21 protein-coding genes are annotated in these 26,997 nt (G+C 71.3%); 11 read left to right on the forward strand and 10 right to left on the reverse strand.

The annotated features are described in order from the left end of the window. The first annotated feature begins 15 nt into the window (after positions 1-15). A complete protein-coding gene (locus FB384_RS02245) occupies positions 16-624 on the forward strand; it encodes a DedA family protein (RefSeq protein WP_183778696.1) in 609 nt (202 codons plus the stop codon). Here FB384_RS02245 and FB384_RS26675 read toward each other — a convergent pair. Further along, positions 515-1,522, reverse strand: coding sequence for a ribosomal RNA small subunit methyltransferase A (locus FB384_RS26675; RefSeq protein ID WP_407676057.1), 1,008 nt, complete (start codon positions 1,520-1,522; stop codon positions 515-517). The two genes, FB384_RS02245 and FB384_RS26675, sit on opposite strands and share 110 nt — an antisense overlap. 407 nt (positions 1,523-1,929) lie before the next feature. On the opposite strand from FB384_RS26675, the gene FB384_RS02260 reads away from it, so the two are divergent. Beyond that, positions 1,930-2,307, forward strand: coding sequence for a hypothetical protein (locus FB384_RS02260; protein WP_183778698.1), 378 nt, complete (start codon positions 1,930-1,932; stop codon positions 2,305-2,307). Positions 2,308-2,357: 50 nt separating this feature from the next. On the opposite strand, the gene FB384_RS02265 is transcribed toward FB384_RS02260, so the two are convergent. Then, the gene (locus FB384_RS02265) at positions 2,358-3,425 is read right to left on the reverse strand and encodes a cobalt-precorrin-5B (C(1))-methyltransferase (RefSeq protein ID WP_183778700.1); all 1,068 of its coding nucleotides are present in this window, start codon (positions 3,423-3,425) and stop codon (positions 2,358-2,360) included. Positions 3,426-3,502: 77 nt separating this feature from the next. Here FB384_RS02265 and FB384_RS02270 point away from each other — a divergent pair, with 77 nt between their 5' ends. Both FB384_RS02270 and FB384_RS02275 read left to right on the forward strand, forming a co-directional pair. Next, positions 3,503-4,261 carry a cobalt-precorrin-6A reductase gene (locus tag FB384_RS02270; protein ID WP_183778701.1) on the forward strand — a complete coding sequence of 253 codons (759 nt, stop codon included), beginning with the start codon at positions 3,503-3,505 and terminating at the stop codon, positions 4,259-4,261. Positions 4,262-4,306: 45 nt separating this feature from the next. Beyond that, complete coding sequence (locus tag FB384_RS02275) at positions 4,307-7,492, forward strand: arabinosyltransferase domain-containing protein (RefSeq protein ID WP_183778703.1); 3,186 nt, start codon at positions 4,307-4,309, stop codon at positions 7,490-7,492. Positions 7,493-7,651: 159 nt separating this feature from the next. On the opposite strand, the gene FB384_RS02280 is transcribed toward FB384_RS02275, so the two are convergent. From FB384_RS02280 to FB384_RS02295, 4 genes are read right to left on the reverse strand one after another with little or no spacing between them, the layout of a single operon-like run. Beyond that, entirely contained in the window at positions 7,652-8,209 is a 558-nt protein-coding gene (locus tag FB384_RS02280; RefSeq protein WP_221212618.1) for a nitroreductase family protein, read from the reverse strand. Between the two features lie 16 nt (positions 8,210-8,225). Continuing rightward, positions 8,226-9,749, reverse strand: coding sequence for a precorrin-2 C(20)-methyltransferase (locus FB384_RS02285; protein ID WP_183778705.1), 1,524 nt, complete (start codon positions 9,747-9,749; stop codon positions 8,226-8,228). Then, positions 9,746-10,375, reverse strand: a complete 630-nt coding sequence (locus FB384_RS02290; protein ID WP_183778707.1) for a precorrin-8X methylmutase — start codon at positions 10,373-10,375, stop codon at positions 9,746-9,748. The genes FB384_RS02285 and FB384_RS02290 overlap by 4 nt, the downstream gene beginning before the upstream one ends. A gap of 52 nt (positions 10,376-10,427) precedes the next feature. Then, on the reverse strand, positions 10,428-11,726 hold the full coding sequence (locus tag FB384_RS02295) for a precorrin-3B synthase (protein ID WP_183778710.1): 1,299 nt from the start codon (positions 11,724-11,726) through the stop codon (positions 10,428-10,430). A 323-nt stretch (positions 11,727-12,049) separates the two neighbouring features. On the opposite strand from FB384_RS02295, the gene cobN reads away from it, so the two are divergent. Then, positions 12,050-15,649 carry a cobaltochelatase subunit CobN gene (cobN, locus tag FB384_RS02300; RefSeq protein WP_183778712.1) on the forward strand — a complete coding sequence of 1,200 codons (3,600 nt, stop codon included), beginning with the start codon at positions 12,050-12,052 and terminating at the stop codon, positions 15,647-15,649. Between the two features lie 205 nt (positions 15,650-15,854). On the opposite strand, the gene ilvD is transcribed toward cobN, so the two are convergent. Then, positions 15,855-17,528 carry a dihydroxy-acid dehydratase gene (gene ilvD, locus FB384_RS02305; protein WP_183778714.1) on the reverse strand — a complete coding sequence of 558 codons (1,674 nt, stop codon included), beginning with the start codon at positions 17,526-17,528 and terminating at the stop codon, positions 15,855-15,857. 42 nt (positions 17,529-17,570) lie between these two features. Between ilvD and FB384_RS02310 the strand changes: the two genes are divergently transcribed. Then, positions 17,571-19,976 (forward strand): Tex family protein, encoded by a 2,406-nt coding sequence (locus tag FB384_RS02310; RefSeq protein ID WP_183784828.1) that lies wholly within the window; start codon positions 17,571-17,573, stop codon positions 19,974-19,976. Between the two features lie 147 nt (positions 19,977-20,123). Continuing rightward, positions 20,124-20,588: a GreA/GreB family elongation factor gene (locus FB384_RS02315; RefSeq protein ID WP_183778716.1), complete on the forward strand. Its 465-nt coding sequence runs from the start codon at positions 20,124-20,126 to the stop codon at positions 20,586-20,588. Between the two features lie 148 nt (positions 20,589-20,736). Here the strand turns inward: FB384_RS02315 and FB384_RS02320 are convergent, their stop codons facing one another. The 3 genes from FB384_RS02320 to mftR all read right to left on the reverse strand — a co-directional run bounded on the left by FB384_RS02320 (position 20,737) and on the right by mftR (position 24,156). Next, positions 20,737-22,572, reverse strand: a complete 1,836-nt coding sequence (locus tag FB384_RS02320; RefSeq protein WP_183778718.1) for an NPCBM/NEW2 domain-containing protein — start codon at positions 22,570-22,572, stop codon at positions 20,737-20,739. Positions 22,573-22,717: 145 nt separating this feature from the next. After that, positions 22,718-23,551 (reverse strand): alpha/beta fold hydrolase, encoded by an 834-nt coding sequence (locus FB384_RS02325; protein WP_183778720.1) that lies wholly within the window; start codon positions 23,549-23,551, stop codon positions 22,718-22,720. Next, entirely contained in the window at positions 23,542-24,156 is a 615-nt protein-coding gene (mftR, locus tag FB384_RS02330) for a mycofactocin system transcriptional regulator (RefSeq protein WP_258937336.1), read from the reverse strand. The genes FB384_RS02325 and mftR overlap by 10 nt, the downstream gene beginning before the upstream one ends. Positions 24,157-24,236: 80 nt before the next feature. Between mftR and mftA the strand changes: the two genes are divergently transcribed. The 4 genes from mftA to mftD are packed head-to-tail and all read left to right on the forward strand — an operon-like array spanning position 24,237 to position 26,996. Beyond that, complete coding sequence (gene mftA / locus FB384_RS26680; protein ID WP_183655698.1) at positions 24,237-24,335, forward strand: mycofactocin precursor MftA; 99 nt, start codon at positions 24,237-24,239, stop codon at positions 24,333-24,335. Next, positions 24,325-24,606: a mycofactocin biosynthesis chaperone MftB gene (mftB, locus tag FB384_RS26685; protein ID WP_183778725.1), complete on the forward strand. Its 282-nt coding sequence runs from the start codon at positions 24,325-24,327 to the stop codon at positions 24,604-24,606. Before mftA ends, mftB begins: the two co-directional genes overlap by 11 nt. Further along, on the forward strand, positions 24,607-25,824 hold the full coding sequence (mftC, locus tag FB384_RS02345) for a mycofactocin radical SAM maturase (protein ID WP_183778727.1): 1,218 nt from the start codon (positions 24,607-24,609) through the stop codon (positions 25,822-25,824). It abuts the gene before it with no gap. Then, the gene (gene mftD / locus FB384_RS02350) at positions 25,824-26,996 is read left to right on the forward strand and encodes a pre-mycofactocin synthase MftD (RefSeq protein ID WP_183778729.1); all 1,173 of its coding nucleotides are present in this window, start codon (positions 25,824-25,826) and stop codon (positions 26,994-26,996) included. Before mftC ends, mftD begins: the two co-directional genes overlap by 1 nt. The last annotated feature ends 1 nt before the right edge of the window (position 26,997 follow it).

The raw sequence follows: 26,997 nt of genomic DNA on the forward strand, positions 1-26,997 counted from the left end.
GGGACCCTGGAGTGCATGACGGGCGATCTGTTGGGCAGCACCTGGCTCCTGCCGTTGCTGGCACTCGCCGTGCTGGCCGACGGTCCGCTGCCGTTCCTGCCCAGCGAACCGGTGCTGCTGTCCTCGGTCGCGGCGGCAGGCGACGCCGGCAGGGTCGCGGCGCTCGCAGCGGCGGCCTTCGTGGGGTCACTCGCCGGTGACGCCCTGCTGTACACACTGGGCCGGTCGTCCCACCGGTTCCTGCGCGGCAGGCGCGACGACACCTGGGTGCGCAGACAGCTGCACCGGAGGCCGATACTGACGCTGGTGGCGGTGCGGTTCCTGCCGGGAGGGCGCCTGGTCAGCGTCGCCGCGGCCGGCCGCGTGCGGATTCCGGTGACCCGCTTCGTCCCGGCCACGCTCCTCAGTTCCGCCGTGTGGTGCGGATACATGACGAGCATGGGACTGCTGATCGCACCGGTCACCCGCGGCGACCCGGTGCTGTCACTGCTCGCCGGGATCGCCATGGCCACGGTCATCGGCGCCGCGGGCGAGTGCGCCCGCCGGATCGTCGCCCGCCGCCGGACGGCCGCGCCGACAACTCCGCTGCCAGCGCGTGCAGCGCTGCCCACTGCGGCGCGGTGAGCGCGCGAGGCAGGGCCGTGGCAGGTACGCCGTTGTCGGCGAGCCACCGGCTCACCGCGGTGCGATGGCCGAACCGGCGCGTCAGGATCTCCTGGATACCGCGACCCGGTCCGGTGAACACGGCGTGGACCAGCTCGGCGTAACCGCGGCGTTCGGAGGCGGGTAGGAGCGGATGCGCGCGGCGGGTGATCGTCAGCAGGCCGCCGTCGACGTCGGGACGCGGGGTGAACGCCGCGGCGGGAACCCGCCGGTCGAGACCGAACTCGAACCACGGCCACCACTGGGCCGTCATCATCGTGGCCCCGCCGACGCCCGCGCGGCGGCGCGCCACCTCCCACTGGACGAGTAGCACGGCGTCGGTCCAGTGGTCGGCGGCCAGCACCCTGCGCAGCATGCCGGTGGTGCGGTGGAAGGGAAGGTTGCCGACGATCACGTGCGGCGTGCGGGGCAGGGCGAAGCTGCCGAAATCAGCCTGGACGACGCGGGTACGCGGCGCCTCCCCGCGCCGTCCGGAGTCACGCTGTCCGACATCGTGCTGTGCGGCATCGGGCCGTCCGGAGTCACGCCGTCCGGAATCACGCTGCCCGGAATCACGCTGTGCGGCGGGCTGCTGTCCGGTGGGCCGCTGTCCGGCTGGAAACCGATCGGCCCGTCGCCGGTCGGCGGGCCGCCTGCGCCCCACCGTGTTCCGGAGCTCGGCGGCGAGGCGCCCGTCGAGCTCGACGGCGGTGATCGGCCTGCCGAGCGTTTCGAGCGGAAGCGTGACGGCGCCCGCTCCGGGGCCGATCTCGACGATCGGGCCGTCGGTGCGGGCGACGAGGTCGACGATGCGGGCGATCGTCGCCCGGTCGGTGAGGAAGTTCTGGCCGAGCTCATGCCGGCCGCTGTGACGAGACACGGGTGTTCTCTCCGGGTGCCGTGGGGTGACCCGGGCAGCACGAAACGGGCCGCCCGGCAGGACCTGCCGAGGACGGCCGGCGCACGGAGGAGTCGCGCGATACGCCGAGGCCGCCGCTATGCGCGGCGCAGCCTCACGAAGAACGCTGCGAAGAAAGCACCTGTACCCACGCGGGACAACGTACGTGCGTGCGCCGTGGCGCGTCGACTCGTTTTCCGGTGCTGCCACCGGAGCCCGGCCACGCAGCTCCGTGCGCCGACAGTGGTCCCCTGCGGGAACCGAGCGGAAGCACGACCCCGCACGGTTCGAACCACCGCCCGACCACCCGGTGCCACCCGAGAACCACCGGCGGACCATGCCGTCGCCGCACACTCGCCGCGTCAGAAACCGCAGAGGGAAAGGAACGCATGCGCCCGATCACCCGCCACGCCGCCGCAGCGCTCGGCGCTCTCGCGCTCGCCGGCACCATGACGACCACCGCCCACGCCGGCACGGCGCAGTCGGCTCCGGCCGGCGACGACGGCTATCACGTCAGTGGCTTCTGCCCCTCGGTCTCCGATCCCACGATCCCCGGCGGCCGGGCCCACTGGGAGCTCGTGTGCGCCGACGGCGGTGTCAACTTCTTCGGCTGGGTCGAGGACACCCGGCCGGACAGCACCGACGTCTGCGTCGACACCGGCGACGGCACGGGGGTCGCACGCACGACGGGCTTCGGCTCGCGCGAGAGCTTCAACTACCGCGTGGCCAACACGAACTACGTCGAGTTGCTGCTGAGCCACTGCTGACACGCCCGCACGCGCCCGTGCCGGCATCGACCCCGCCGGCACGGGCGCGGTCAGCCTGCCCTGCCGACGACGGTGCCCGCGCGGTCGATGGCCACGACGTCGACGTGGACCGGCGCGTCGCCGAGCACCTCGACAGCCTGCTGCCGGGCGCGTTCCGCGACGAGGTCGCCCAGCTCCAGGCCCGCTTCCCGCGCGAGTTCCAGCGCGTGCAGCGCTGTGTTCGCCCCGCCGATGGCGGCCGCCACCTCGCCCCGGCCCGCGTCCTCGGCGATGCCGGCCAGCAGGCCCAGATCCACCTGTGACCGTTTCGAATGCAGGTCCAGATGTCCCGCAGCCAGTTTCGACAGCTTCGCGAACCCGCCGGAGAGGGTCAGCCGCGGCACCGGATTCCGGCGCAGGTACTTCAGCACCGCGCCCGCGAAATCACCCATGTCGAGCAGCGCCTCGTCCGGCAGGTCGTACAGCTCCTTCGCGACACGCTCCGACGTCGAGCCGACCGCGCCCGCGACGTGCTCGAGTCCCAGCGCCCGCGCGACGTCGATCCCGCGCCGGATGCTGTCGATCCACGCCGAGCACGAGTACGGCACCACCACACCGGTCGTGCCGAGCACCGACAGGCCCCCGACGATGCCGAGCCGCGGGTTCCACGTGTGCCGGGCCATCTCCTCACCGCCGTCGATACCGATCTCGACGACGACATCACCGCTGCCGCCGTGCTCGGCGGCCAACCGCTGCACGGCCTCGGTCATCAACCGCCGCGGCACGGGATTGATCGCGGCTTCACCGACGTCCAGCGGCAGGCCGGGCAGCGTCACCGTGCCGACGCCCGCGCCCGCACGGAAGGTGACCCCACTGCCCGCCCTGCCCGGCAGCACGGTGGCGATCACCAGCGCACCGTGCGTGACGTCAGGATCGTCGCCCGCGTCCTTGATCACCCCGGCGCTCGCCTCGCCGTCGGCGAGGCGCTCGGTGGCCAGCGCGAACGACGGCCGCCGGTCCCTCGGCAGCCGGACCTCGACCGGGTCGGGGAACACGCCCGTCAGCAGCGCGGTGTAGGCGGCCGTCGTCGCTGCGGTCGCGCAGGCGCCCGTCGTCCAGCCGTACCGGAGCTCGGTCACACAATCACTCCGTCACGCGCTCGCTTACGTCACACATTCGCCCGGCCGGGCGGAGGGCTCGGTCAGACTGTCCGGTCATGGGAAGTATCGCTCCACGGGTGCTGATCCTCGGCGGCACCTCCGAGGCTCGCGCGCTCGCCGCCGAACTCGTCGCCCGCGAGGTCCCGGTGACATCGTCCCTCGCCGGCCGGGTGGCGAAGCCGCGCCTCCCTCAGGGGGACATCCGAGTGGGTGGTTTCGGCGGCCCCGACGGTCTCGCACGGTGGCTGGCCGACCACGACATCGGTGCCGTCGTCGACGCGACGCACCCGTTCGCGCGGCGGATCTCCGCGTCGGCAGCCACGGCGACCGCCTCGGCCGGCGTACCCGTGCTCCGGCTCGAACGGCCCGGCTGGCAGCCCGGCGACTGCGACGACTGGCACTGGGCCGACACCCTCGCCGACGCGGCACGGCTGCTGCCCCGGCTGGGCACCAGGGCGCTGCTCACCACCGGCAGGCAGGGACTCGCCGAGTTCGCCGGTCTCGACATGTGGCTGCTCGCGCGCTGCGTCGACCCGCCGGACGAGGCGGACGGGCCGCTGCCCGCGCGGCTCGAGGTGACACTGTCGCGCGGCCCGTACCGCGTGGCCGACGAGGCCGAACTGCTCCGCAGGCACCGCATCGACGTGCTCGTCACGAAGGACAGCGGCGGCGACATGACCGCGGCAAAGCTGCACGCGGCACGGGACGCGAGTATTCCGGTGATCGTCGTACGCCGTCCAGCGCGGCCCGATATGCCCCATTCGGCCGATGTGAAATCCGCCGTGCGCTGGGTTGTCGACCGCACGAAGCGATAGCCCCGCGGGCGGAGCGGCGGTGCGCTGCCGCTAGCGTGACGTCCGATGCCGCCAGCGAACTCGACTTCGACGGACAATTCCGGCACACAGCCGGAACATTCCGGCGCGTCCGCCGGATCACGGGGCCCTCGCGCGAACACGCAGAAGAAGTGGCTCGCGACGATCCTGGGGCTCGTCGCCGCCATATGCGCCGTGGCCTACCCGTTCCTGCCTGTGGTCCAGGACACCGCACGGATCACCTGGCCTGCGGGCGGTAACACCGAACAGGTCAACGCGCCGCTCGCCGGATACTGGGCCCAGGAGCTGACGGCCGACGTCCCGTGCGCCGCGGCCAGGTCGCTCGACGACCGGACCGCGGGTGAGACGAACCTGCTGTCGACCGTCCCGCCGGAGCGCCTCGAGGACGGCTCGGGCATGCAGCTGCGGGTGAACGACAACACGCTCATCGCGTTCAGCCGCGGCGAGCAGGTCGCGCGCCAGCAGCTCCCACCGGGCGACTGCACCATCTCGGTCTCGTCGACCGCCGAGCACACGAGCATGTCGGTCAACGACACGCCGGTGTACTCCGAGGACGGCGACGTGCGCCCGCGGGTGGTCGGCATCTACTCGTCGCTCGAGGCCGGGCAGGACCCGACCGACGGGCTCGGCGTGTCGATCACGCCCGACACCCGCTACCAGTCGACACCGACGGTGTTGAAGACCGTCGTGGGCGCCGTGGCCGTGGTGGCACTGCTGGCGTGCCTGTTCGTGGTGAACCGGCTCGACCGCGGCTTCGCCCGCCGCGCCCCCCGCTGGGCACCGGTCGGCTGGTGGCGGCTGACGGGGCGCGACGCAGTCGTCATCGGCATGCTCGGAATCTGGGTGTTCATCGGCCCGGTCACCGCCGACGACGGCTACATCCTGTCGATGGCCCGCGTGGCCGAGGACGCCGGATACCTCACGAACTACCACCGCTGGTTCGGCGTCGCGGAGGCGCCGTTCGGCTGGTTCTACCACGTCTATGAGCTGATGGCGCACGTCAGCACGGTCGCGCCATGGATCAGACTGCCGTCCTTCCTGCTCGGTGTGCTCAGCTGGCTGCTCATCAGCCGCGAGGTGATGCCGCGCCTCGGCAAGGCGGTCCGGTCCAGTCGCGCCGCCGGGTGGGCCGCGGCGACGGTGTTCCTGGTCTGGTGGATGACCTACAACACCGGCACCCGCCCCGAGCCCGTCGCCGCGCTCGGCTCGCTGCTCGCGATCTGCGCCGTCGAACGCGCACTGGTCACCCGCAGGCTGCTGCCCGTCTGCCTCGGCCTGCTCGCCGCCGCGCTGACCCTGGCCGCCACGCCCACGGGCCTCATCGCCGTGGCGCCTTTCCTGGTCGCGGCGAAACCCCTGTTCCAATTGCTGCGCCAGCGCGCCCGCGACAACGGGTGGCGCCCGGTGCTGGCGCCGATCGCGGGCACCGGGCTGCTGGTGCTGGTCGTCGTGTTCGCCGACCAGACGTTCGCGACGGTCATGGAGGGCACGCGACTGCGGACCGCGGTCGGGCCGAACCTGTCGTGGTTCCAGGAGCTGAACCGCTACGAGCTGCTGTTCGCCGATTCCGCGGACGGCTCGGCGACCCGCCGCTTCCCCGTGTTGCTGCTCCTGCTGTGCACCGCGGCGTGCCTGGCGGTGCTGCTCCGGCGCAGCCGGATCAAGGGTGCCGCGCTCGGACCGAGCCGTCGCCTCATCGGCACCACGGCGGTGTTCTTCCTGCTCATGGCGCTGACACCGACCAAGTTCACGCACCACTTCGGCGCCTTCGCCGCCGTGGGCGCGGCGATGGCCGCGCTGACGGCACTGGCGGTCAGCGCGTCGGTGCTGCGATCGCGGCGCAACCAGGCCCTGTTCGTGGTGGGACTGCTCGGCGTCTCCGCGCTGGCGCTGACCGGCCCGAACGCCTACTGGTTCATCTCGCGCCTCGGTGTGCCGTGGTGGAACATGCCGCCCCAGCTGTTCGGCATCAAGATCGCCACGGTGCTGCTGGCCGGGGCCGCCCTGTTCGCGCTGTACGCGTTCGTCGAGAACATCCGCTCGGGACGGCCGGAGGCGCCGCAACCGTCGCAACGCCGGATGCTGTTCCGTGGATCGCTGGCGTTCGTCGTGGTCAGCGGGCTGTTCGTGACCGCCGAGGTCGGGTCCATGGCCAAGGCGATCCACGCACAGCGGGACACCTACTCGTTCGGCAAGGCGAACGTCGAGCACGTGCTGGGCTCGAGCTGCGGCCTCGGCGACTACGTGATGGTCGAGCGGGACCCGGTGTCGAGCATGCTCCAGCGGTTGCCACAGGGACAGCAGCGCACCGCCCCGCCGCAGGAGCAGCCCGACCAGAACCGGCCGGGGGATCTGCCGGAACCGCAGCGGGCGAACGGTCCCGTGCAGGAGGGCTTCCACACCGAACCGATCAGCGACGGCGACGCGCTGGCCGAGCCGCCGCACGGGTTCACCCCGGAAACGGTGCCGATGTGGAGCAGTTACAACGAGCAGGCGAACCCGACCGGACAGCTGCGAACGGACTGGTTCGGGCTCGGCGACCGCGCCGACGGTGACCAGGTCGCGCTGTCGGCCTACGCGCCGGGCGGCAAGGCGACGCAGATCGAGCTGGAATTCGGCAAGCCCACGCCGCAAGGCTTCGAGGTCGTCGGCACCGAGAAGCTGCTGGATACCGGCGACGGTCAGGACGAGTGGAAGGACCTGCGGCTGAGCCTCGACAAGGCGCCGGACGGTGCCACCGCCGTGCGGGTCGCCGCGGGCGACGACGACCTCACCGAGGACGGCTGGGTCGCCGTGACCGCCCCGCGCGTGCCCACGTTCACCACGCTGACCGAACGCGTCGGCGACGAACCGGTGTACATCGACTGGCCCGCCTCGTTCGTCTACCCCTGCCTGAGGCCGATGCAGATCCGCAACGGCATCTACGAGATGCCCGAGTACCGGATCGTCGCCGAGCCGTTGGCCCACGAGTCGAACATCGCCAGCAGCCAGGGCGGCGGGCCGATCGGCAACCTCGAAGAGGTCGCCGACGACCCCGAGGTGCCGAGCTACGTCAAGGGCAAGCCCAGCCAGGCGTGGGGATCGCTGTACGAGGTCAGGCCGTACCGCCAGGGAACGGAACCGGCGGTCGAGACGGGTGAACGGACAATGTGGGGCTGGCAGTCCCCCGGGCCGGGCCCGCAGCAGCCCGACGGCAACTCCAAGAGCCGCTGAGCGGTGGCGGGCCGCGACGCAGTGACCGTCACGGTCGCGGCCCGCCACCACCGACCGGCGCGTCGTTGCTGAGATCTGCGCCGCCGCTGAGACCTGCGCCGTTGCTGAGACCGGCACGCCGCTGCCGGGCGGATCACGGTTGCGCAGCGCCCCGGCGGCTCACTCGTGCCAGGTCAACAGCTCGGAGACGGGATGTCTCCCCGTCGGCACCGCCGAGCCTCCCGACGCGGCGTTGCCCGCCGCGCCGTCCACAGGTCTCGCAGCGCGGCCCACGGACATCGCGTGCTCGGCGTGCCACGGGCCGTCGATCCCCAGCAGGCGGTCCGCGGCGTGGACGTTGTCATCGGGGTAGAACGTGGCCAGGCACGTGTCGTAGCCCAGTACGGACGCCGCCAGGGTGAGCGACTGAGCGACCCGGCCCAGGTCGAAGGGCGTGTCGCGGAACCCGTTATCGCAGGTCAGGAGCACGATGACCAACGGTGCGCCCGCGAGGTGACCCGCGTACGCACCGCATCCGGCGAGCTGCCTGCGCACGTCGGCAGCGGTGACCGCGACGAACCGCCACGGCTGCCGGTTGCGCGCCGAACCGGTTCGCCGCGCGAGGTCCACCATGCGCTCGACGTCCTCGCGCGGCACCGGCTCGGCCGTGAAGAACCGGCGAGACGGCCTGCCCATGAGTGCACGCAGGCCGTCCACGGGGTCTGGAGTGTCGGACATCGGTCCCTGCCGGGGGTCAGTCGTAACTACGCGGAGTCCAGACGAGAGGGGTGCCGTCGGGCTGGGTCCGCACCCGCGTGCGGGACGAACCGACGATGAGGACGCACCGCATGTCGACCTCGGCGGGGTCGAATCCGCCCAGCGTCTCCACGCGCACCGACTCCTCGGCGCCGCCGACGTCACGGGCGATCACGACCGGCGTGTCGGCCGCCCGATGCCGCAACAGCACGTCGCGCGCGGCCGCCAGCTGTGTCGTGCGGCTGCGTGAGGCCGGGTTGTACAGCGCGACGACGAGGTCCGCCTGCCCGGCGGCGTCGAGGCGGCGTTCGATGACGTCCCACGGCTTGAGCCGGTCCGAGAGCGACACCGTCGCGAAGTCGTGGCCCAGCGGGGCGCCCACCCGGGAAGCGGCCGCGTGCGCCGCGGTCACCCCGGGCACGACCCGCACCGCGACCTCGGCGAACTCGGACGTCTCCGCCTGCTCGAGCACAGCCGAGGCCATGGCGAACACGCCGGGATCACCCGATGACACGACGGCGACCCGCGCACCACCCGCGGCCAGCTGCAACGCCTCGCGGGCCCGGTCGGCCTCCACGCGGTTGCCCGACGCGTGCCGCTGCTGCCCTGCCCGCTGCGGCACCTTCGCCACGTACGGGCCGTAGCCCACGAGATGTTCGGCCTCCCGCAGCGCCTCGTCGGCCTCGGGGGTCAGCCACTCCGGGCCTGCCGGGCCGAGACCGACGACCACGACGTCCCCACGGGCACGGTCGCCCTCCGGTGCCGGTGCCTCGTCCGCGCCCGCCTTGCGGGAGGCGTACGCGGGGCTCGGCACCACGGCCAGCGAGAAGTACGGCACCGTCTCGGGGTCGACGTCGGTGAGCGGTTCGACCCGCTGCACCTGCCAGCTCGCACGCTCGACGTAGTACGCCTCCTCGAGCCGGTCGGCCTCGCTCAGCGCCTCGTGCACGGCACCGAACGTCCGCCCGAGCTTGAGCACCGCGGCGGCCTCGGTGTCGGCCAGCCTGCGGGCGAGTTCCGGGGCCGGCAGCGTGCCGGGCAGCAGGGTGAGCACCTCGTCACGCTGCACCAGCGGACGGCCGAGTTCGGCGGACGCGCCGCTGACCGACGTCACGCCGGGAACGACGTGGGCCTCGTAGCGGTCGGCGAGGCGCTCGTGCATGTACATGTAGGAGCCGTAAAAGAACGGGTCGCCCTCGCACAGCAGGACGACGTTGCGGCCCTCGTCGAGGTGCTCGGCCAGGCGCTTCGCGGCGAGCTCGTAGAACTCGGCGATCGCACCCTCGTAGCCGCCGGGGTGGTTGGTGGTCTCCGTGGTGACGGGGTACATGAGCCGCTCTTCGAGCTGGCCGTCACGCAGGTACGGCTCGGCGACCGACCGCGCGATGCTCCTGCCGTGCCGGGCGCAGTGGTAGGCGATGACGTCGGCCTCGGAGATCAGCCGCGCGGCCTTGACCGTCACCAGTTCCGGGTCACCGGGCCCGAGCCCCACGCCGTACAGCACGCCGGTTCCGGAGCTCACAGGATCTCCTCCTTCGTGGCCAGCGCGTTGACCGCGGCCACGGCCATCGCGCTGCCGCCACGCCGCCCGCGCACGGCCAGATAGGGCGCCGGACCACGCGTGATCAGCAGGTCCTTCGACTCGACGGCGCCCACGAACCCGACCGGAACACCGATGATCGCCGCGGGCTTGCCGACTCCCTCGTTGATCAGTTCGAGCAGGCGGAACAGGGCGGTGGGCGCGTTGCCGATCGCGACGACCGAGCCGGGCAGGCGGTCCCGCCACAGTTCGAGCGCGGCCGCCGAGCGTGTGTTGTTGAGCTGTTCGGCCAGCCGCGGGACCCGGTCGTCGGACAGGGTGCAGATGACCTCGTTGTCGGCGGGCAACCGCTTGCGGGTGATCCCGCTGGCGATCATGTTGGCGTCGCACAGGATCGGCGCGCCCGCTTCGAGCGCCCGACGCCCTGCCTCCACGAAGTCCAGGCTGTAGGCCAGGTCATCGACGAGATCCGGCATGCCACACGTGTGGATCATGCGCACCGCCACGCCTGCGACGTCGTCCGGCAACACGGCGAGATCGGCCTCCTCCCGGATCGTCGCGAACGAGTGGCGGTAGATCTCCGCTCCGTCGCGGATGTAGTCGATCACTGCTGTCCTTCCGTGTCGTGCGGTCGGATGGTCACGCGCCCCGGCGAGATCGTCACCGGCTCGACGCGGACAGGGCCTCGGCGACCCGGTCGAGCCCGACGAACGTACCCCCGACGTGATAGCCGCCCTCCGCGGCGACCACGTCGATGTGAGATCCGCCCGGTCTCCCGCACCGCCGCGAACACCCTGCGAAGTGGGCGCTGATCCCGTCGGGGGCGAGTGCCAGCGCGTCGGCGCGCACGTCGGCGTGCGATTTCGCGCACCGCGGCGCCCCGATACACGCACTCACCCCGAGTAGCGGATCGGCCGGGTCGACGACGAGGTCCGGGAACACCGCGAGGTCGCCGGGTGACGTGTCGTGCACCACGACGGTGCGCCACGGCGTGACGGTGAGCGCGCGGCCGTCACCGGCGCGGCCGGCCAGCTGACGCAGCGTGTCCGCGGACAGCTGGCCGAACCGCGGTGCGGCGACGACGGCGTGGACCCCCGGGACGGGGCCGACCGGCGCAGGAGGGGCGAACCGCTGCGGCACGGGCTCGGTGTCGGCGCTCGCGTACGGGCGCAGCGCAGCCACCACGGGTGACGGGTCGATCTCGTGGATCCGCCAGGCCGTGGCACGGATCTCGTCGAAGGCCTGCGCACCCGCGACCATCGCCGCCGCAGCACGGGACGCCGGCACGCGCAGCCCCGTGTCGGTACCCGCCACGAGCACGGCACCGGTGTCGGCCGCCGTCGCGCGCCAGCACAGGTCCGCATCGGCCGCGACGTCACCACCGCCGTCGTCGAGGGCGAACAGGAACCGGCCGGGCAGCCCCGTCAGTTCGGGTGTGGCGCACACCACCGCGTCGAGTTCGCGCACGAGCGGGCGGACGTCGGCGATCCTCCCCGGTTCGGCGTCCCCTGCGCCACCGGCCCCACCGGACTCGGAGGTCTCGGGCACCCGCCGACGAGCGAGGCCGGACAGCGGCGAGCCCAGGATGTTGCGGATGCGCTCGTGGCCGGGCGACGGCAGCAGCTCCGCCTCGGCGAACCTGCCGACGAGGGCGTCGACGTCACTGACCGCGCGCAGCTGCAGATTCCCGCGGGAGGTGAGGTGCACCGCGCCGTCACCGAGCTCCGTGGCGCAGGCCGCGACCGCCTGTGCCTGCGCCGGTGACAGCCCGCCGCCGGGCAGCCGGACCCGTGCGAGCGGACCGTCGGCGGCGTCGTGTGTCGCGAGCACCCCGGGGCACGCGTCCGCACGCAGCCGGACGGCACCGGGGCGCTCGGCATCGGGGCGCTCGGCATCGGGGCGCCGGGTACCGCAGCGATCGCCGCCGGGTCCGCCTGCGGCGGGTGGGGTCGTGGCCATGGACCCACTCTAGGCAGCCGTCCCGCCCGCGCCAGCCCCGTGTGGCTCGGGCGCGGAGGAGACAGGTCCCAGCGGGGGGCGGGAGCACCACGGCGGGGGCGGCTGTGCTCGCGGTCATGGTGGCCACGCCGCTGCTGGTCCCGGCTCCGCGGGGCCCCGCGCGGGAAACGGCGCGCTGCCAACGAAAGCCGCGTGCGCCGATCAGGGTGGCACGAAGGGACCCTTCGTGCCGTCTCCCCCAGGTCAGCGCACTGCGGAGCAATACGTCACCTTGACTCGCCACGGCTGCCCCCGGAGAGTTGGCGGCCGAGGAGGAACCACCTGTGATCTTGCTGCTGTCCACGTCGGACACCGACCTGTTGAGTGCGCGCTCGAGCGGCGCCGACTATCGCCTTGCCAACCCCGCCCGCCTCGATCTCGAGGAGCTGCCAGGGCTGCTCGACGGCGCGCCGATCGTCGTCGTGCGCATCCTCGGCACCGAGCGCACGTGGGCCGAGGGACTCCGCATCGTGCGCGAGAGCGGTGCGCACGTGGTGGTGCTCGGCGGCGAACAGGCGCCGGACGCGGAGCTGATGGCCCTGTCGACGGTCCCCGTCGGCACCGCGACCCAGGCGCACACGTATCTCGCCCACGGCGGACCGGAGAACCTGGCGCAGCTGCACCGTTTTCTGTCCGACACGCTGCTGCTGACCGGCGACGGGTTCGAACCTCCCGCCGAACAGCCCTCGTGGGGCGTGCTGCCGCGGACCTCGAGCGGCCCGGCCGACGGTCCCGTCGTCGCGATCCTCTACTACCGCGCGCACCACCTGTCCGGCAACACCGCGTTCGTGCACACGCTGGCCGATCAGGTCGAGGCCGCCGGCGGGCGGCCGCTGCCGATATACTGCGCGTCGCTGCGTTCGCGCGAACCGGAGATGATGGCCGAGCTCGAGCGCGCCGATGCGCTGCTGGTGACCGTACTGGCCGCAGGCGGCACCCGGCCGTCCGATGCGGGCGCCGGCGGCGACGACGAGTCGTGGGACGTGGCCGAACTCGCCGCGCTCGACGTCCCGACGTTGCAGGCGATGTGCCTGACCAGCGATCGGGACACGTGGCTCGACAACGACGAGGGCCTGTCCCCCATGGACGCGGGCAACCAGATGGCCGTACCGGAGTTCGACGGCAGGCTCATCACCGTGCCGTTCTCGTTCAAGGAACTAGACGAGGACGGTCTGCCCCACTACGTGCCGGACGCCGAACGCGCGTCGCGGGTCGCTCGCATCGCGCTGGCACACGCCCGCCTTCGCCACACACCCGCCGCCGACCGCAAGATCGCGCTCATGCTGTCGGCGTACCCGACGAAGCACTCGCGCGTCGGCAACGCGGTCGGGCTGGACACACCCGCCTCGGCCGTCGAACTGCTCCGCCGGATGCGCACCCAGGGATACGATCTGGGACCGGACGCGTTCCCGGGCGTCGATCCGACCGGTACGGATCAGCCCGACGGCGACGCACTGATCCACGCGCTGATCGAGGCCGGCGGCCAGGACCCGGAGTGGCTCACCGAGGAGCAACTCGCGGGCAACCCGATCCGAGTGCCCGCCGCGCGCTACCGGGAGTGGTTCGACCAGCTGCCGCAGCAACTGCGCGAGGGGATGATCGAGCACTGGGGCCCGCCTCCGGGCGAGCTCTACGTCGACGGTGGCGAGGACGGCGACATCGTGCTGGCGTCGCTGCAGGCGGGCAACGTCATTCTGATGATCCAGCCACCGCGCGGCTTCGGCGAGAACCCGGTCGCGATCTACCACAATCCGGATCTGCCGCCGAGCCACCACTATCTGGCCACCTACCGCTGGCTGGAGGAGGAATTCGGCGCCCACGCGGTGGTGCACCTGGGCAAACACGGTTCGCTGGAGTGGCTGCCCGGTAAGACCGCCGGGTTGTCCTCGGCGTGCGCACCGGACGCCGTCCTCGGCAACCTGCCGATGATCTACCCCTTCCTCATCAACGACCCCGGTGAGGGCGCACAGGCGAAGCGCAGGGCGCACGCCACGATCATCGACCACCTCGTACCGCCGATGGCGCGCGCCGAGAGCTACGGCGACATCGCCAAGCTGGAACAGCTTCTCGACGAGCACGCCAACATCTCGGCGATGGACCCGGCCAAACTGCCCGCGATCCGGCAGCAGATCTGGACGCTGATGCAGGCGGCCAAGCTCGACCACGACCTCGGTCTCGAGGAGCGGCCGCACGACGCGGAGTTCGACGACATGCTGCTGCACGTCGACGGCTGGTTGTGCGAGGTCAAGGACGCGCAGATCCGCGACGGGCTGCACATCCTCGGTGAGGCTCCGGCGGGCGAGGCGCGCGTCAACCTCGTGCTGGCGATGCTGCGGGCGAATCAGATGTGGGGCGGCACCCAGGCCGCGGTGCCGGGACTGCGTACCGCACTCGGGCTCAGCGAGGACGCACCGAAGTCCGATGTGGACCGCATCGAGGCCACCGCTCACGAACTGGTCGACGCGATGGAGCAGCGCGACTGGTCGCCCGGCGCCGTCGACGAGGTCTGCGCCGCCGTGGACACGGACGTGCGGGCGGACGTGGCCTCGGTGTTGCGGTTCGCGGCCGATGAGGTCGTGCCGCGACTCGCGGGCACGAGCGGCGAACTCGACGCGATCCTGCACGCGCTCGACGGCGGGTACATCCCGGCGGGTCCGAGCGGCTCACCGCTGCGCGGGCTGATCAACGTGCTGCCGACCGGTCGCAACTTCTACACCGTCGACCCGAAGGCGATCCCGAGCAGACTGGCGTGGGAGACGGGCCAATCGCTCGCCGATTCCCTGCTGAAGCGCTACCGGGCCGACAACGACGACGAGTTCCCCCGCTCGGTGGGGCTGTCGGTGTGGGGTACGTCGGCGATGCGCACCTCCGGCGACGACGCCGCCGAGGTGCTCGCGCTGCTGGGTGTCCGGCCGGTATGGGACGAGGCCTCGCGCCGGGTCACGGGTATCGAGCCGATCCCGCTCGACGAGCTGGGCAGGCCGCGGATCGACGTCACGGTGCGCATCAGCGGGTTCTTCCGCGACGCGTTCCCGCACGTGGTGAACCTGCTCGACGACGCGGTCCGCCTCGTGGCGACGCTGGACGAGCCGGAGACGCAGAACTTCGTCCGCGCCCACGTGCGCGCGGACGTGGCCGACCACGGCGATGAACGCCGTGCCACGACCCGGATCTTCGGCTCGAAGCCGGGTTCGTACGGTGCCGGTCTGCTGCCGCTGATCGATTCGGGCAACTGGCGTGACGACTCCGACCTGGCGGAGGTCTACGCCGTGTGGGGCGGCTACGCCTACGGCCGCGGTCTGGACGGCGCCGAAGCGCGCCAGGACATGGAGAGTTCGTACCGGCGGATCGCGGTGGCTGCCAAGAACACCGACACCCGCGAACACGACATCGCCGACTCGGACGACTACTTCCAGTACCACGGCGGGATGATCGCCGCGGTACGCGCACTGACCGGCAGTGCGCCACGCTCGTACATCGGGGACAGCACCAGTCCGGACGCGGTCCGCACCCGGTCGCTGTCCGAGGAGACGACCCGGGTGTTCCGTGCCCGCGTCGTCAACCCCCGCTGGTTGGCGGCGATGCGGCGGCACGGCTACAAGGGCGCGTTCGAGCAGGCCGCGACGGTGGACTACCTGTTCGGCTACGACGCCACAGCCGGCGTGGTCGACGACTGGATGTACGAGAAGCTCACCGAGTCGTACGTGCTCGACAAGGAGAACCAGGACTTCCTGGCACAGGCCAATCCGTGGGCGCTGCGCGGCATCATCGAGCGGCTGAACGAGGCGGCCGATCGAGGCCTGTGGGCCGAGCCGGACCCGGAACTGATGTCGGCCATGCAGGAGGTCTACCTCCGGATCGAGGGCGACCTGGAAGACAGGTGACGTCCTCGCCCGTGGGTGCATGACAGGCCTGGCCCGTCATGCACCCACGGTGCCCGGCACGTTCGCCGCACACGGGCGGGCCTGCGGCCCAGTGCCGGTGCGGAGGCGGCCACCGCACCGGCTCCGAGCCTCGACGGAGCCACCGCGGCCGCGATGGCAGAGCCCGCGGGCTCGGGCTCCGGCTCCGGCTCGGGCTCGGGAGGCCTCAGGAGCAGACGGCTCCCTTCGCCGCCGTGCCCACCGTTTTCGCGTACTTGGCGAGCACGCCGGTCCTGCGCGGCACCGGGGGCATCTCCCAGCCCTCCGCCCTACTCGCCAGTTCCTCGTCGCTCACGCCGACATCGAGTACGCGCCGCTCCATGTCGAGGGTGATCGGGTCACCGTCCCGGACGAACGCGATGGGCCCGCCGTGCGCGGCCTCCGGTGCCACGTGCCCGATGCACAGGCCGGTGGTGCCGCCCGAGAACCGGCCGTCGGTGAGCAGCAGCACGTCCTTGCCGAGCCCCGCGCCCTTGATCGCACCGGTCACCGCGAGCATCTCGCGCATCCCGGGCCCGCCGCGCGGGCCCTCGCCGCGGATCACCACGACATCGCCGGGCTGCAACGAGCCGAGTGCGTCCATGGCGGCCTGTTCGCCGTCGAACACCCTCGCCGTGCCCTCGAACCGGGCCGAGTCGAAGCCCGCACTCTTCACGACCGCGCCCTCGGGAGCGAGGCTGCCGTGCAGGATCGTCAGCCCGCCCGTCGGGTGGATGGGTTCGTTGAGCTTGCGGATCACGTCGCCGTCCAGTTCGGGCGGCGCCAGCTCGGCGAGGTTCTCGGCCACTGTCTTGCCGGTGACCGTGAGACAGTCGCCGTGCAGCAGACCCGCGTCGAGCAGCGCCTTCATCACGACGGGCACGCCGCCGACCCGGTCGACAGCGGTCATCACGTGCCGCCCGAACGGTTTCACGTCGGCCAGGTGCGGCACCCGGTCACCGATCCGGGAGAAGTCGTCGAGGGTCAGTTCCACCTCGGCCTCGCTCGCGATGGCCAGCAGGTGCAGCACCGCGTTCGTCGACCCGCCGAGTGCCATGACCACCGCGATCGCGTTCTCGAACGCCTCGCGGGTGAGGATGTCGCGAGCGGTGATGCCCTTCGCCAGCAGCCCGACGACGGCCTCACCGCCGGCCCTGGCGAACCGGTCGCGGCGGCGGTCCACCGAGGGCGGACTGGCCGAGCCCGGCAGCGACATGCCCAGTGCCTCGGCGGCACACGCCATCGTGTTCGCCGTGTACATGCCGCCGCACGCACCCTCACCGGGGCAGATGGCACGTTCGACCTTGTCGACCTCCTCCCGAGTGATCAGCCCGCGCGCACAGGCACCCACTGCCTCGAACGCGTCGATGATCGTCACCTCGCGGCCGTCGACACTGCCGGGCAGGATCGAGCCCGCGTAGAGGAACACCGACGCCACGTCGAGGCGCGCAGCGGCCATGAGCATCCCGGGCAGGCTCTTGTCACACCCGGCGAGCAGCACGGCCCCGTCGAGGCGTTCGGCCTCCATCACCGTCTCCACCGAGTCGGCGATGACCTCTCGCGACACGAGCGAGAAGTGCATCCCCTCGTGGCCCATCGAGATACCGTCCGACACCGAGATGGTGCCGAACTCCATCGGGAACCCTCCGCCGCCGTGCACACCCTGTTTGCTCGCCTCGGCCAGCCGGTCCAGGGACAGGTTGCACGGGGTGATCTCGTTCCACGACGACGCGATCCCGATCTGCGGCTTCGCGAAGTCCTCGTCGTCCATGCCGACCGCTCGGAGCATCCCGCGAGCGGCCGCACGTTCCATCCCATCGGTCACCTCGCGGCTGCGAGGTTTCACGTCATGTTCGGCCATGGGGAGATCCTCCCCCGAATCCGGCCGGACCGGCAGGGCACAATGCCCTGCGTGGTTCAGACGGTGTCCATTCCCCAGAAGATCGCCGACGAGCTCGGCGTCCGCCCCGGTCAGGTCCAGGCGACGGTCGAGCTGCTCGACGGTGGTGCGACCGTGCCGTTCATCGCCCGGTACCGCAAGGAGGTGACCGGCACCCTCGACGACACGCAGTTGCGCACCCTCGAGGAACGCCTGCGCTACCTACGGGAACTCGAAGAGCGCCGGACGGCCGTCCTCGAGTCGATCGACTCCCAGGGCAAGCTCGACGACGAGCTCAGAGCGAGCATCATGGCGGCCGAGACGAAGGCCCGCCTCGAAGACATCTACCTGCCGTACAAGCCGAAGCGCCGCACCAAGGCCCAGATCGCGCGGGAAGCGGGTCTCGAACCGCTCGCCGACGAGTTGCTGGGTGATCCGACGACCGAGCCGCAGGCGGCCGCCGAGGCCTTCGTCGACGCGGAGAAGGGCGTCGCGGACGCCCAGGCCGCGCTGGACGGGGCGAAGGCCATCCTCGTGGAACGGTTCGCCGAGGACGCCGACCTGATCGGCGAACTGCGCGAGCGCATGTGGAACCGGGGCTGGATGACCTCGAAGGTCCGGGAAGGCAAGGAGACCGAGGGCGCCAAGTTCGCCGACTACTTCGACTTCGCCGAGCCGCTGACGAAGCTGCCCTCCCACCGGGTGCTGGCGCTGTTGCGCGGGGAGAAGGAGGAGATCCTCGACCTGTCGACCGAGCCGGAGCAGCCCGCGAACCCGGACGAGGCGCCCCGGACCGGCCCGACCGACTACGAGGTGCGGATCGCCGAACGTTTCGGCATCGACGACCGGGGCAAGCCGGCCGACAAGTGGCTGTCGGACACGGTGCGCTGGGCATGGCGCACCAAGATCCTGCTGCACCTGGGCATCGACCTGCGTATGCGGTTGCGGCAGAACGCCGAGGACGAGGCCGTGCGGGTGTTCGCCACGAACCTGCGTGACCTGCTGCTCGCCGCCCCGGCGGGTACGCGCGCCACGATCGGCCTCGACCCCGGCTACCGCACGGGCGTGAAGGTCGCCGTCGTCGACTCCACCGGCAAGGTCGTCGCGACCGACACGATCTACCCGCACAAGCCGCAGGCTCGCTGGGACGAGGCAATGGCGACGCTGGAGAAACTGGCTCGCGAGCACGGCGCCGACCTCATCGCGATCGGCAACGGCACGGCCTCCCGGGAGACCGACAAGCTCGCGGCCGACCTGGTGAAGGCGAAGCCGGAGCTCGGACTCACCAAGATCATGGTGTCCGAGTCGGGTGCCTCGGTGTACTCGGCCTCGGCCTACGCCGCGCGGGAGCTGCCGGACCTGGACGTGTCGTTGCGCGGCGCCGTCTCGATCGCGCGGCGCCTGCAGGATCCGCTCGCCGAGCTCGTGAAGATCGACCCGAAGTCCATCGGCGTCGGCCAGTACCAGCACGACCTGTCGGAGTCGAAGCTGTCCCGGTCGCTGGACGCGGTCGTCGAGGACTGTGTGAACGCGGTCGGCGTGGACCTCAACACCGCGTCGGTGCCGCTGCTCGCCCGGGTGTCGGGCATCGGCACGTCGCTGGCGGAGAACATCGTCTCGCACCGCGACGCGACCGGACCGTTCCGCACGCGGGACGGGCTCAAGGACGTGGCGCGGCTCGGGCCGAAGGCGTTCGAGCAGTGCGCGGGCTTCCTGCGCATTCCCGGCGGCGACGACCCGCTCGACGCCTCGGCCGTGCACCCCGAGGCCTATCCGGTGGTGCGGCGCATCCTCGACGAGACCGGCACGGGCATCCGCGAGCTCATCGGCAACACGCGGGCGCTCGGCGGGGTCAAGGCCGAACGGTTCGTCGACGACACGTTCGGCCTGCCGACCGTCACCGACATCCTGTCCGAGCTCGAGAAGCCCGGCCGGGACCCGCGTCCGGAGTTCACGACCGCGACGTTCGCCGACGGTGTGGAGAAGCTGTCGGACCTCGACCCGGGGATGCGCCTGGAGGGTGTCGTCACGAACGTGGCCGCGTTCGGCGCGTTCGTCGACGTCGGCGTGCACCAGGACGGCCTGGTGCACGTGTCGGCCATGTCGCACAACTTCGTCAGCGATCCGCGCGAGGTCGTCAAGCCGGGCGACGTGGTGACCGTGAAGGTGCTCGCCGTGGACGCCGACCGCAAGCGCATCTCACTGACCCTCCGCCTCGACGACGAGATCACGCCCGGTGAGCAGGACGGTGGCAAGCCCCGGGGTGGCAAACCGCGCGGCGGCGGTGACCGCGGTGACCGCGGCGGACGCCAGGGCGGCAAGCAGGGCGGTAACCAGGGCGGCCGGCAGAATCGGCAGGGCGGCGGCAAGCAGGCCGCGGCGGGTGGCGCTGTGGCCGACGCCCTCCGCAAGGCCGGTTACAGCGGCTGACAGGCCCGGCCGTTCATTCGGTTCTCCCTCACGTGACCTCGGTGAACACGGCCCGTGCCGGGTAACACGTGGCGAGGTGAGCACACAACGTCGACAATGTCGTAGATCGCGGCGCGAACGTCGTCGGATCACGTGAGGGAGGACCGGATGACGTCGACCGGAGGCTTGAGCGCCAAGACCCGTGAGCGCCTCCAGCAGGAACTGGATGCGCTACGGCAGCAGCGCGAGTCCCTGGCTCCACGGCTGGGCGAGGATCCGCTGGGCGACAGTGCCGATCAGGCGGACCTGCTGGAGCGCGCCGAGTCGGTGTCGAAGCTCGACCGGCGGATCGCCGAGATCACGGATCTGCTGCACGGCGGCCCGACCGCCGAGCAGAACGAGGGGCTGTTGCCGTCGGGCACGCGGGTGACGCTGAAGTTCGAGGACGGGGACACCGAGGATCTGTTCGTGGTCGGGTTCACGGCTGAGGCGGACGACGAGCTGTCCAGCCTGACCGCCGACAGCCCGCTCGGCCGCGCCATCGCCGGTCATGCGAAGGGCGACACGATCACCTATCGCACGCCCGGTGGTCAGGTGTCGGCGGAGATCGTCGAGCTCACACCCCCCGAGTGACGACCTACGCGGTGAACCGCCGGTACCGGGCGGTCCGGCCCGGTTTCCGTCGCTGCTGTCACAGCAGGGACAACCGGGCCGGATCACCGATCCCTCGTGGTGGGCCGCGCGTTCCGGCTCGGGCCGGCGTAGCTCGGCCGGTCGCGACTCAGCCTGCGCAGGTCAGAGTCGCGTCACCCCAGTCGGCGTAGTCCCCGGTCGAGGTGCCGTCGGCGTCCTCGGCGATCAGCCGCACGGTGTCGGCACCGTCGATCGCCGCATCGACCGCCACCGCCGGGTCTCCCTGCCGGACCACGCCGCTGCGGTAGATCTCCGTGCCGTCGGCCTGGACGACGAACACGACGTCCCCGGCGTCGCCGTCCGGGTACGGCCTCCGCTGCGATCCCTGCGGGATGTTGTCGTCCAGCCCGGCCAGCGCGGTCAGCCGCGAACACCGGCCGCCCGAGTAGAACGTCGCCGAGGCAGGGGCGAGCATGCCGATTCCGTGCTCGTAGGTCGTGCCGTCGATCGTGATCGCTCCGCGGTCGGCCGGTGCCGGGCCGCCGTTGGTGCGGTCACGTTCGACGGGGCCGTGGGTGTTGGTCTCGGCGAGCAGCGGCAGATCGGAGAGGCGTGTCTCGCCACTCGGGGCCGCGGCGACCGCCACGTTCCGGGAGGCCCTGGCGATCTCCCGGCCGGCCCGGTCACGTGCGACGACACCGATCGCCTCGTCCGCGAAGGCGTTCGGCGCCCGCAGCGTCCAGGTCAGCCGCTCCCGCTGTCCCGGCTTGACGGGACCGACGGAGCGCGTCGTGTCCGCGTCGGTCGCCCAACCGTCCGGCAGGTCGAGTTCGATGGTCGCGCCGCCGATGGCGCCGTTGCCGAGCCGGGCCACCGTCGCCGTGACGTCCACTGACCGTCCCGGGGCCGCGGCCTCGACCGGCGTGTCCAGCGTGAGTGTCGTGCGCCCGACTCCCCGGTCGGCCTTCGGCACGGTCAACTGATTGATCACGCTGCCGCCCCGCGCATCGCGCGCGCGGACGACGGCACCGGCAGGGCCTGTCGTGACCTGGATGTACTGCCGGTTCAGCACCGCACCGGTGTCCACAGCCGTGAAGCCGTCCGGGTGACCACCGGGGACGCGGACCCGCGAGGCCCACCAGTTCCGGCCGATGTCGGCGTGGGTGTGGGAGGAGAAGAGCACGGCCTGCGGATAGTCGCCGAGGATCTCGCGGATCTCTTCTTCCATCAGGTGGTAGCGGCCAGCGTCACCGTCCGACTGGGTCACGGTGTCCGACAGCGGATAGTGCGTGAAGACGAAGAACGGCTTGCCGGTGCGGCCGTGGGTTTCCACCCGGTCCCGGAACCACTCCAGCTGCTCCGAACCGATGTGGACGTGATCGTCGAGGTTCGGGTCCTCCCACCACATCAGCTCGTCCGGGCCGATGCCGATCAGCGGGACACCGTTCACGACGCGTTCGCCGTAGACCTTGTCGGTTCCGGCGAAGTCGAAGTAGGTGCCGTAGAGGTCCTCGGGAACGAAGCCGTTGGGCCAGCTCGGTTGGCACAACGTCTGCTGGTCGCACCAGGCGGGCGCGTACGCCTCGTGGTTGCCGAACGAGGTCAGCAACGGCTGGTTGCGATCGTGCGCGTCCATGACCTCTCGAACCTCGGCGTACTCGTCGGCGTAGCCGCGGTCGACGATGTCGCCGTTGATCACCGTGGCGGCGGATCCGGGTGCGGCCCGCTCGGCGTCGGTGAGCACCGCGTCCCAGTCGTCGATGTGACCCTGGATGTCGCTGAAGACGTCGAAGGTGGTCGTGCCCGGGTCGCCAGGCTTCGGCTCGGCGTGCGCAGGGCCGCCGGGCCGGGCGGCTTCCGGCGCGGGGTTGCCCGCCGCGGCGAGGCCGGGCTGGGCCAGCAGGACCGCACCGGTGAGCGCGGCCAGCAGCACGCGGAGTCGGGGGCTACGGGGACGGGTCCGGGGAGTGCGTTGTACGGCCATGCGGTCAGCCTGTTCGTACAACAGGACCGGCTGCCGACATCGAGACGATCTTGCCGCTGCTACTGGGTGAACGGAGGAAATCGTGACCGTTCGACCGATATGTCGCGGATCCGGCCTCGGCCGGATCCGGCGGCGCCCGCGAGCGTCACGTTCCCCTGTTGGACGCCTGCGCGGTGAGCCACCGGTGCAGCCGAGTGGCCAGCCGCGCGGGCTGGTCGAGTTGGATCAGGTGGCCCGCGTCGTCGATGAGCTCCAGTTCTGCGCCCGGGATGGTCGCGGCGAGCCGGTGGGCACGGTCGACCGGGATCCACGTGTCCTCGCGGCCCCAGACGACGAGCACGGGCAGGTCGAGTTCGCCGTACCGGGGCTGCACCGCGTCGGTGTAGGCCTGGTCGGCTTCGGCCATCTGCCGGTAGAACGCCCGCTGCCCGACCTCGCCGAGCCACGGTGCGACGAGCGCGGCGAGATCGGCTTCGCGCAGTCCGCGGTGGCTCGCCCCGCTGATGTAGGTGCGTACGAGGCTTTCGTGGATGTCCGGGGTGAGTGTCGTGAACGCGTCCGGGGTCTCGCGCACCTGCCGGAAGAACTCCGATCCCCAGGGGGCCAGCGCGACGACGTCGACGAGCGCCAGGGAGGCGTAGGCGCAGCCGTGCAACAGGTGTGCCCGCAGGGACACGGCGCCGCCGTAGTCATGGGCGACCAGGTGGGGCCGGTCGAGGTTCCAGTGCTCGAGCAGCTCGGCGAGCAGCTCGCCCTGGACGTCGAGCGACACGGCGTGTTCGGGGAGTTTCGACGACGCCCCGTAGCCCGGCATGTCCCACAGGTAGACGGTGAACTCGGCCGACAGGGCATCGGCGAAGGGTTCCCACAACCGAGACGACCACGGCGTGCCGTGGCAGAACACGACGGGCGGGCCGCTACCGCGCGAGGCCCAGCGGACGGCACGGCCACGCCAGTCGAACGTCTCGGTCAACTGCATCGGGACTCCTCTCCGAAACCGCGTGCCAGCTCGGCGAACGCGGTGTCGAGCACGGTGGCCAGGTCACTGCCGGGGTCGCCGAGCCAGTGCTCGTAGGCGGCGAGCGCAGTGCCGAGTGCGGCGTGGGCGATCGCCTGCGGTCGCAGGTCGCCCGGGTGCACTCCGGTCCGGTGAGCGGCGAATTCGGCGACCACCGCGCGCCAGTCGGCGTACCGCAGCGTGGAGTGCGCCTGGAGTGCGGGCACGCGCAGGATCAGCTGGAGCCGCCTGCGGTGCCGGTCCGTCTCGCCGGCCTCCACCCGGTTGAAGTCGACGACCACCGCGCGCAGTGATTCCATGACGGGTTCGGCCGGCGGACGGGCCGCGAACCGTTCGCGCATGTATTCGAGCTGGTCGGTGAACGCGCCCCACACGACGTCGTTCTTCGAGTCGAAGTACCGGAAGAACGTGCGCCTGCCGATGCCCGCGGCCTTCGCGATGTCGTCGACGGTGGTGGCGTCGAAGCCGTTCCGGTCGAACAGCCGGAACGCGACCTTCTCGAGTTCGACCTGACTGGTCGAAGGGCGCCGACCTGGCCGTCCGGGCGAATTTGCCGCGGTACTCACCTGACCCCCTTCCATTTGACACCCGGTGTCATTAATGTCGGGTGTGCTGTCACACACAACGACGTGAAAGGTAGCGTGCCATGTCCGAGAACCACACGGTCACCACCGCCGAGGCGGACATCGAGGAAGACCTGCTCGTCGAGGAGGTCTCCATCGACGGAATGTGCGGTGTCTACTGAGGCATTCGCCCCGGACCGGCCGTATCGACTCTCCCCGAGTGTCGCTCTGCGGCCGGAACCGTTCGGGGCGCTCGTCTACGACTTCACCACGCGGAAGCTCTCCTTCCTGAAGACCCGGCTGCTCGTCGACGTCGTGCACGCGCTGGAAAAGACGCCGGACGCACACGCGGCACTGCGGTCGGCCGAGGTACCCGACGGCCAACACGACCAGTACCTCGACGCCCTCGCGGGGCTCGCCTCCGCGGGAACGATCGAAGTCAGAGGTGACTAGATGAAACTCGTCGAGCATTTCCAGCACGGGCTCGACGCACCGATCTGCCTGACGTGGGAACTGACCTACGCCTGCAATCTCTCGTGCGTGCACTGCCTGTCCTCCTCCGGCCGCCGCGATCCTCGGGAACTGTCCACAGAGGAATGCAAGGCCGTCATCGACGACCTGCAGCGGCTGCAGGTGTTCTACATCAACATCGGCGGCGGCGAGCCGACGATCCGTTCGGATTTCTGGGAGATCGTCGAGTACGCCGTCGACCACCAGGTCGGCGTGAAGTTCTCCACCAACGGGGTGCGGATCACGCCGGAACGCGCGCGGTGGCTGGCCGAATCCGACTACGTGGACGTGCAGCTGTCACTCGACGGCGCCACTCCCGAGGTCAACGACCCGGTCCGCGGTGACGGCTCGTTCGACACGACCATGACCGCGATGCGCAACCTGCGCGACGCCGGTTTCACCGGGTTCAAGATCAGCGTGGTCATGACCCGCCACAACATCGGCCAGCTCGACGAGTTCAAGCGCATCGCCGACGAGTTCGACGCCCAGCTGCGGATCACCCGGCTGCGGCCGTCCGGGCGCGGCGCGGACACGTGGGACGAGCTGCACCCGCTGCCCGAGCAGCAGCTCGAACTGTACGACTGGCTCGTCGCCCACGGCGAGGACGTGCTCACCGGTGACTCGTTCTTCCACCTCAACGCGCTGGGCTCGACGCCGCTGCCCGGGCTCAACCTGTGCGGTGCCGGGCGCGTGGTGTGCCTGATCGATCCGATCGGCGACGTCTACGCCTGCCCGTTCGCCATCCACGACGAGTTCCTCGCGGGCAACGTGCGTGACGAGGGTGGATTCACGTCCGTGTGGCGCGAGTCCGACCTGTTCGCACGCCTGCGCGAACCGCAGACCGGCGGGGCGTGCAGTTCGTGTTCGGCGTTCGACACGTGCCAGGGCGGCTGCATGGCGGCGAAGTTCTTCACCGGACTGCCCCTGGACGGCCCCGACCCCGAGTGCGTCAAGGGCAACGGCGAGCGTGCCCTCGAACTCGTGGGAGCGGGCGCGCCGAAACCGACGCCGGACAAGGATCACTCCCGCCCCGGCAAGAAGAAGCAGGCGGGTGTGCCGGTCGCGATCGGCTGGGGCCCGCCCGAACCGGAACGCCTGCCGGACCGTGCCTGTGACACCAGTCCACTCGCCGGCATGCCGGCCCCGAAGGAGGTGCGCTGATGGCGAGCACGAAGGACTGGTTCGAAACGGTCGCCGAGGCGCGCGAGCGCGCCCGCAAGCGGCTGCCGAAACCGGTGTTCCTGGCCCTGCACGCAGGGTCGGAGGCAGGCGGAACCCTGGCCGACAACACGGCGTCGTTCGCCGAACTCGGCCTGCGACCGCGGATCGCCGACCTTCCGCCCGAGCGGGAGCAGGCGACGAGGGTACTCGGGACCGACATCTCGCTCCCGGTGATCGTCTCGCCCACGGGCGTGCAGGCGGTGCACCCGGACGGTGAGGTGGCGGTCGCCAAGGGCGCGGCCCAGTCGGGTACGGCGATCGGGCTGAGCTCGTTCGCCTCCAAGCCGATCGAAGAGGTCGCCGCGGTCAACGACAACACGCACTTCCAGGTGTACTGGCAGGGCAGCCGCGACGACATGCTCGCGCGTATGGAGCGTGCCAAGCGGGCGGGCGCGAAGGCGCTGATCGTCACGTTGGACTGGGTGTTCGCGACCGCCCGCGACTGGGGCTCGCCGCCCATTCCCGAGAAGGTCGACCTGAAGACGGCCGTGAAGTTCGCTCCGCAGGTGCTCACGCGGCCGGGCTGGCTCGCCACGTACCTGCGCTCGGGCTCGCTGCCGGATCTGACCACCCCGAACATCGTGCCGCAGGGCCAGAAGGGTCCGCCGTTCTTCGGAGCCTACGGCGAGTGGATGGGCACTCCTCCCCCGTCCTGGGACGATCTGGCCTGGCTGCGCAGCCAGTGGGACGGCCCGTTCGTCATCAAGGGCGTCTACCGGCCCGAGGATGCGAAACGCGCCGTCGACATCGGGGCGAGCGCGATCTCGGTGTCCAACCACGGCGGCAACAACCTCGACTCGACACCCGCCGCGATCCGTACCCTTCCCGGCGTCGCCGGCGCCGTCGGCGGACAGATCGAGGTGCTGCTGGACGGCGGCATTCGGCGCGGTAGCGACGTCGTCAAGGCCCTCGCTCTGGGTGCGAACGCCGTGCTGATCGGCCGTGCCTACCTGTGGGGCCTGGCCGCGGGCGGCGAACGCGGCGTGCACAACGTGCTGGAGATCCTCCGCCAGGGCATCGACAGCACGCTGTACGGACTCGGCAAGAAGTCGGTGCACGACCTGGAGCCCAGCGACGTGGTCGTGCCGGACGGCTTCACCCGGGGTATGTGAC

It is taken from the genome of Prauserella sediminis (assembly GCF_014195435.1).
Taxonomy (GTDB): Bacteria; Actinomycetota; Actinomycetes; order Mycobacteriales; family Pseudonocardiaceae; genus Prauserella; species Prauserella salsuginis.

Coding starts and splice junctions, on each gene's coding strand:
- FB384_RS02320 (WP_183778718.1), bottom strand. CDS start 22,572: ATGGCCGTACAACGCACTCCCCGGACCCGTCCCCGTAGCCCCCGACTC.
- FB384_RS02315 (WP_183778716.1), top strand. CDS start 20,124: ATGACGTCGACCGGAGGCTTGAGCGCCAAGACCCGTGAGCGCCTCCAG.
- FB384_RS02280 (WP_221212618.1), bottom strand. CDS start 8,209: ATGTCCGACACTCCAGACCCCGTGGACGGCCTGCGTGCACTCATGGGC.
- FB384_RS02270 (WP_183778701.1), top strand. CDS start 3,503: ATGGGAAGTATCGCTCCACGGGTGCTGATCCTCGGCGGCACCTCCGAG.
- mftD (WP_183778729.1), top strand. CDS start 25,824: ATGGCGAGCACGAAGGACTGGTTCGAAACGGTCGCCGAGGCGCGCGAG.
- FB384_RS02245 (WP_183778696.1), top strand. CDS start 16: ATGACGGGCGATCTGTTGGGCAGCACCTGGCTCCTGCCGTTGCTGGCA.
- FB384_RS02275 (WP_183778703.1), top strand. CDS start 4,307: ATGCCGCCAGCGAACTCGACTTCGACGGACAATTCCGGCACACAGCCG.
- FB384_RS02325 (WP_183778720.1), bottom strand. CDS start 23,551: ATGCAGTTGACCGAGACGTTCGACTGGCGTGGCCGTGCCGTCCGCTGG.
- mftA (WP_183655698.1), top strand. CDS start 24,237: ATGTCCGAGAACCACACGGTCACCACCGCCGAGGCGGACATCGAGGAA.
- FB384_RS02310 (WP_183784828.1), top strand. CDS start 17,571: ATGCCCTGCGTGGTTCAGACGGTGTCCATTCCCCAGAAGATCGCCGAC.
- mftC (WP_183778727.1), top strand. CDS start 24,607: ATGAAACTCGTCGAGCATTTCCAGCACGGGCTCGACGCACCGATCTGC.
- FB384_RS02260 (WP_183778698.1), top strand. CDS start 1,930: ATGCGCCCGATCACCCGCCACGCCGCCGCAGCGCTCGGCGCTCTCGCG.
- FB384_RS02295 (WP_183778710.1), bottom strand. CDS start 11,726: ATGGCCACGACCCCACCCGCCGCAGGCGGACCCGGCGGCGATCGCTGC.
- ilvD (WP_183778714.1), bottom strand. CDS start 17,528: ATGGCCGAACATGACGTGAAACCTCGCAGCCGCGAGGTGACCGATGGG.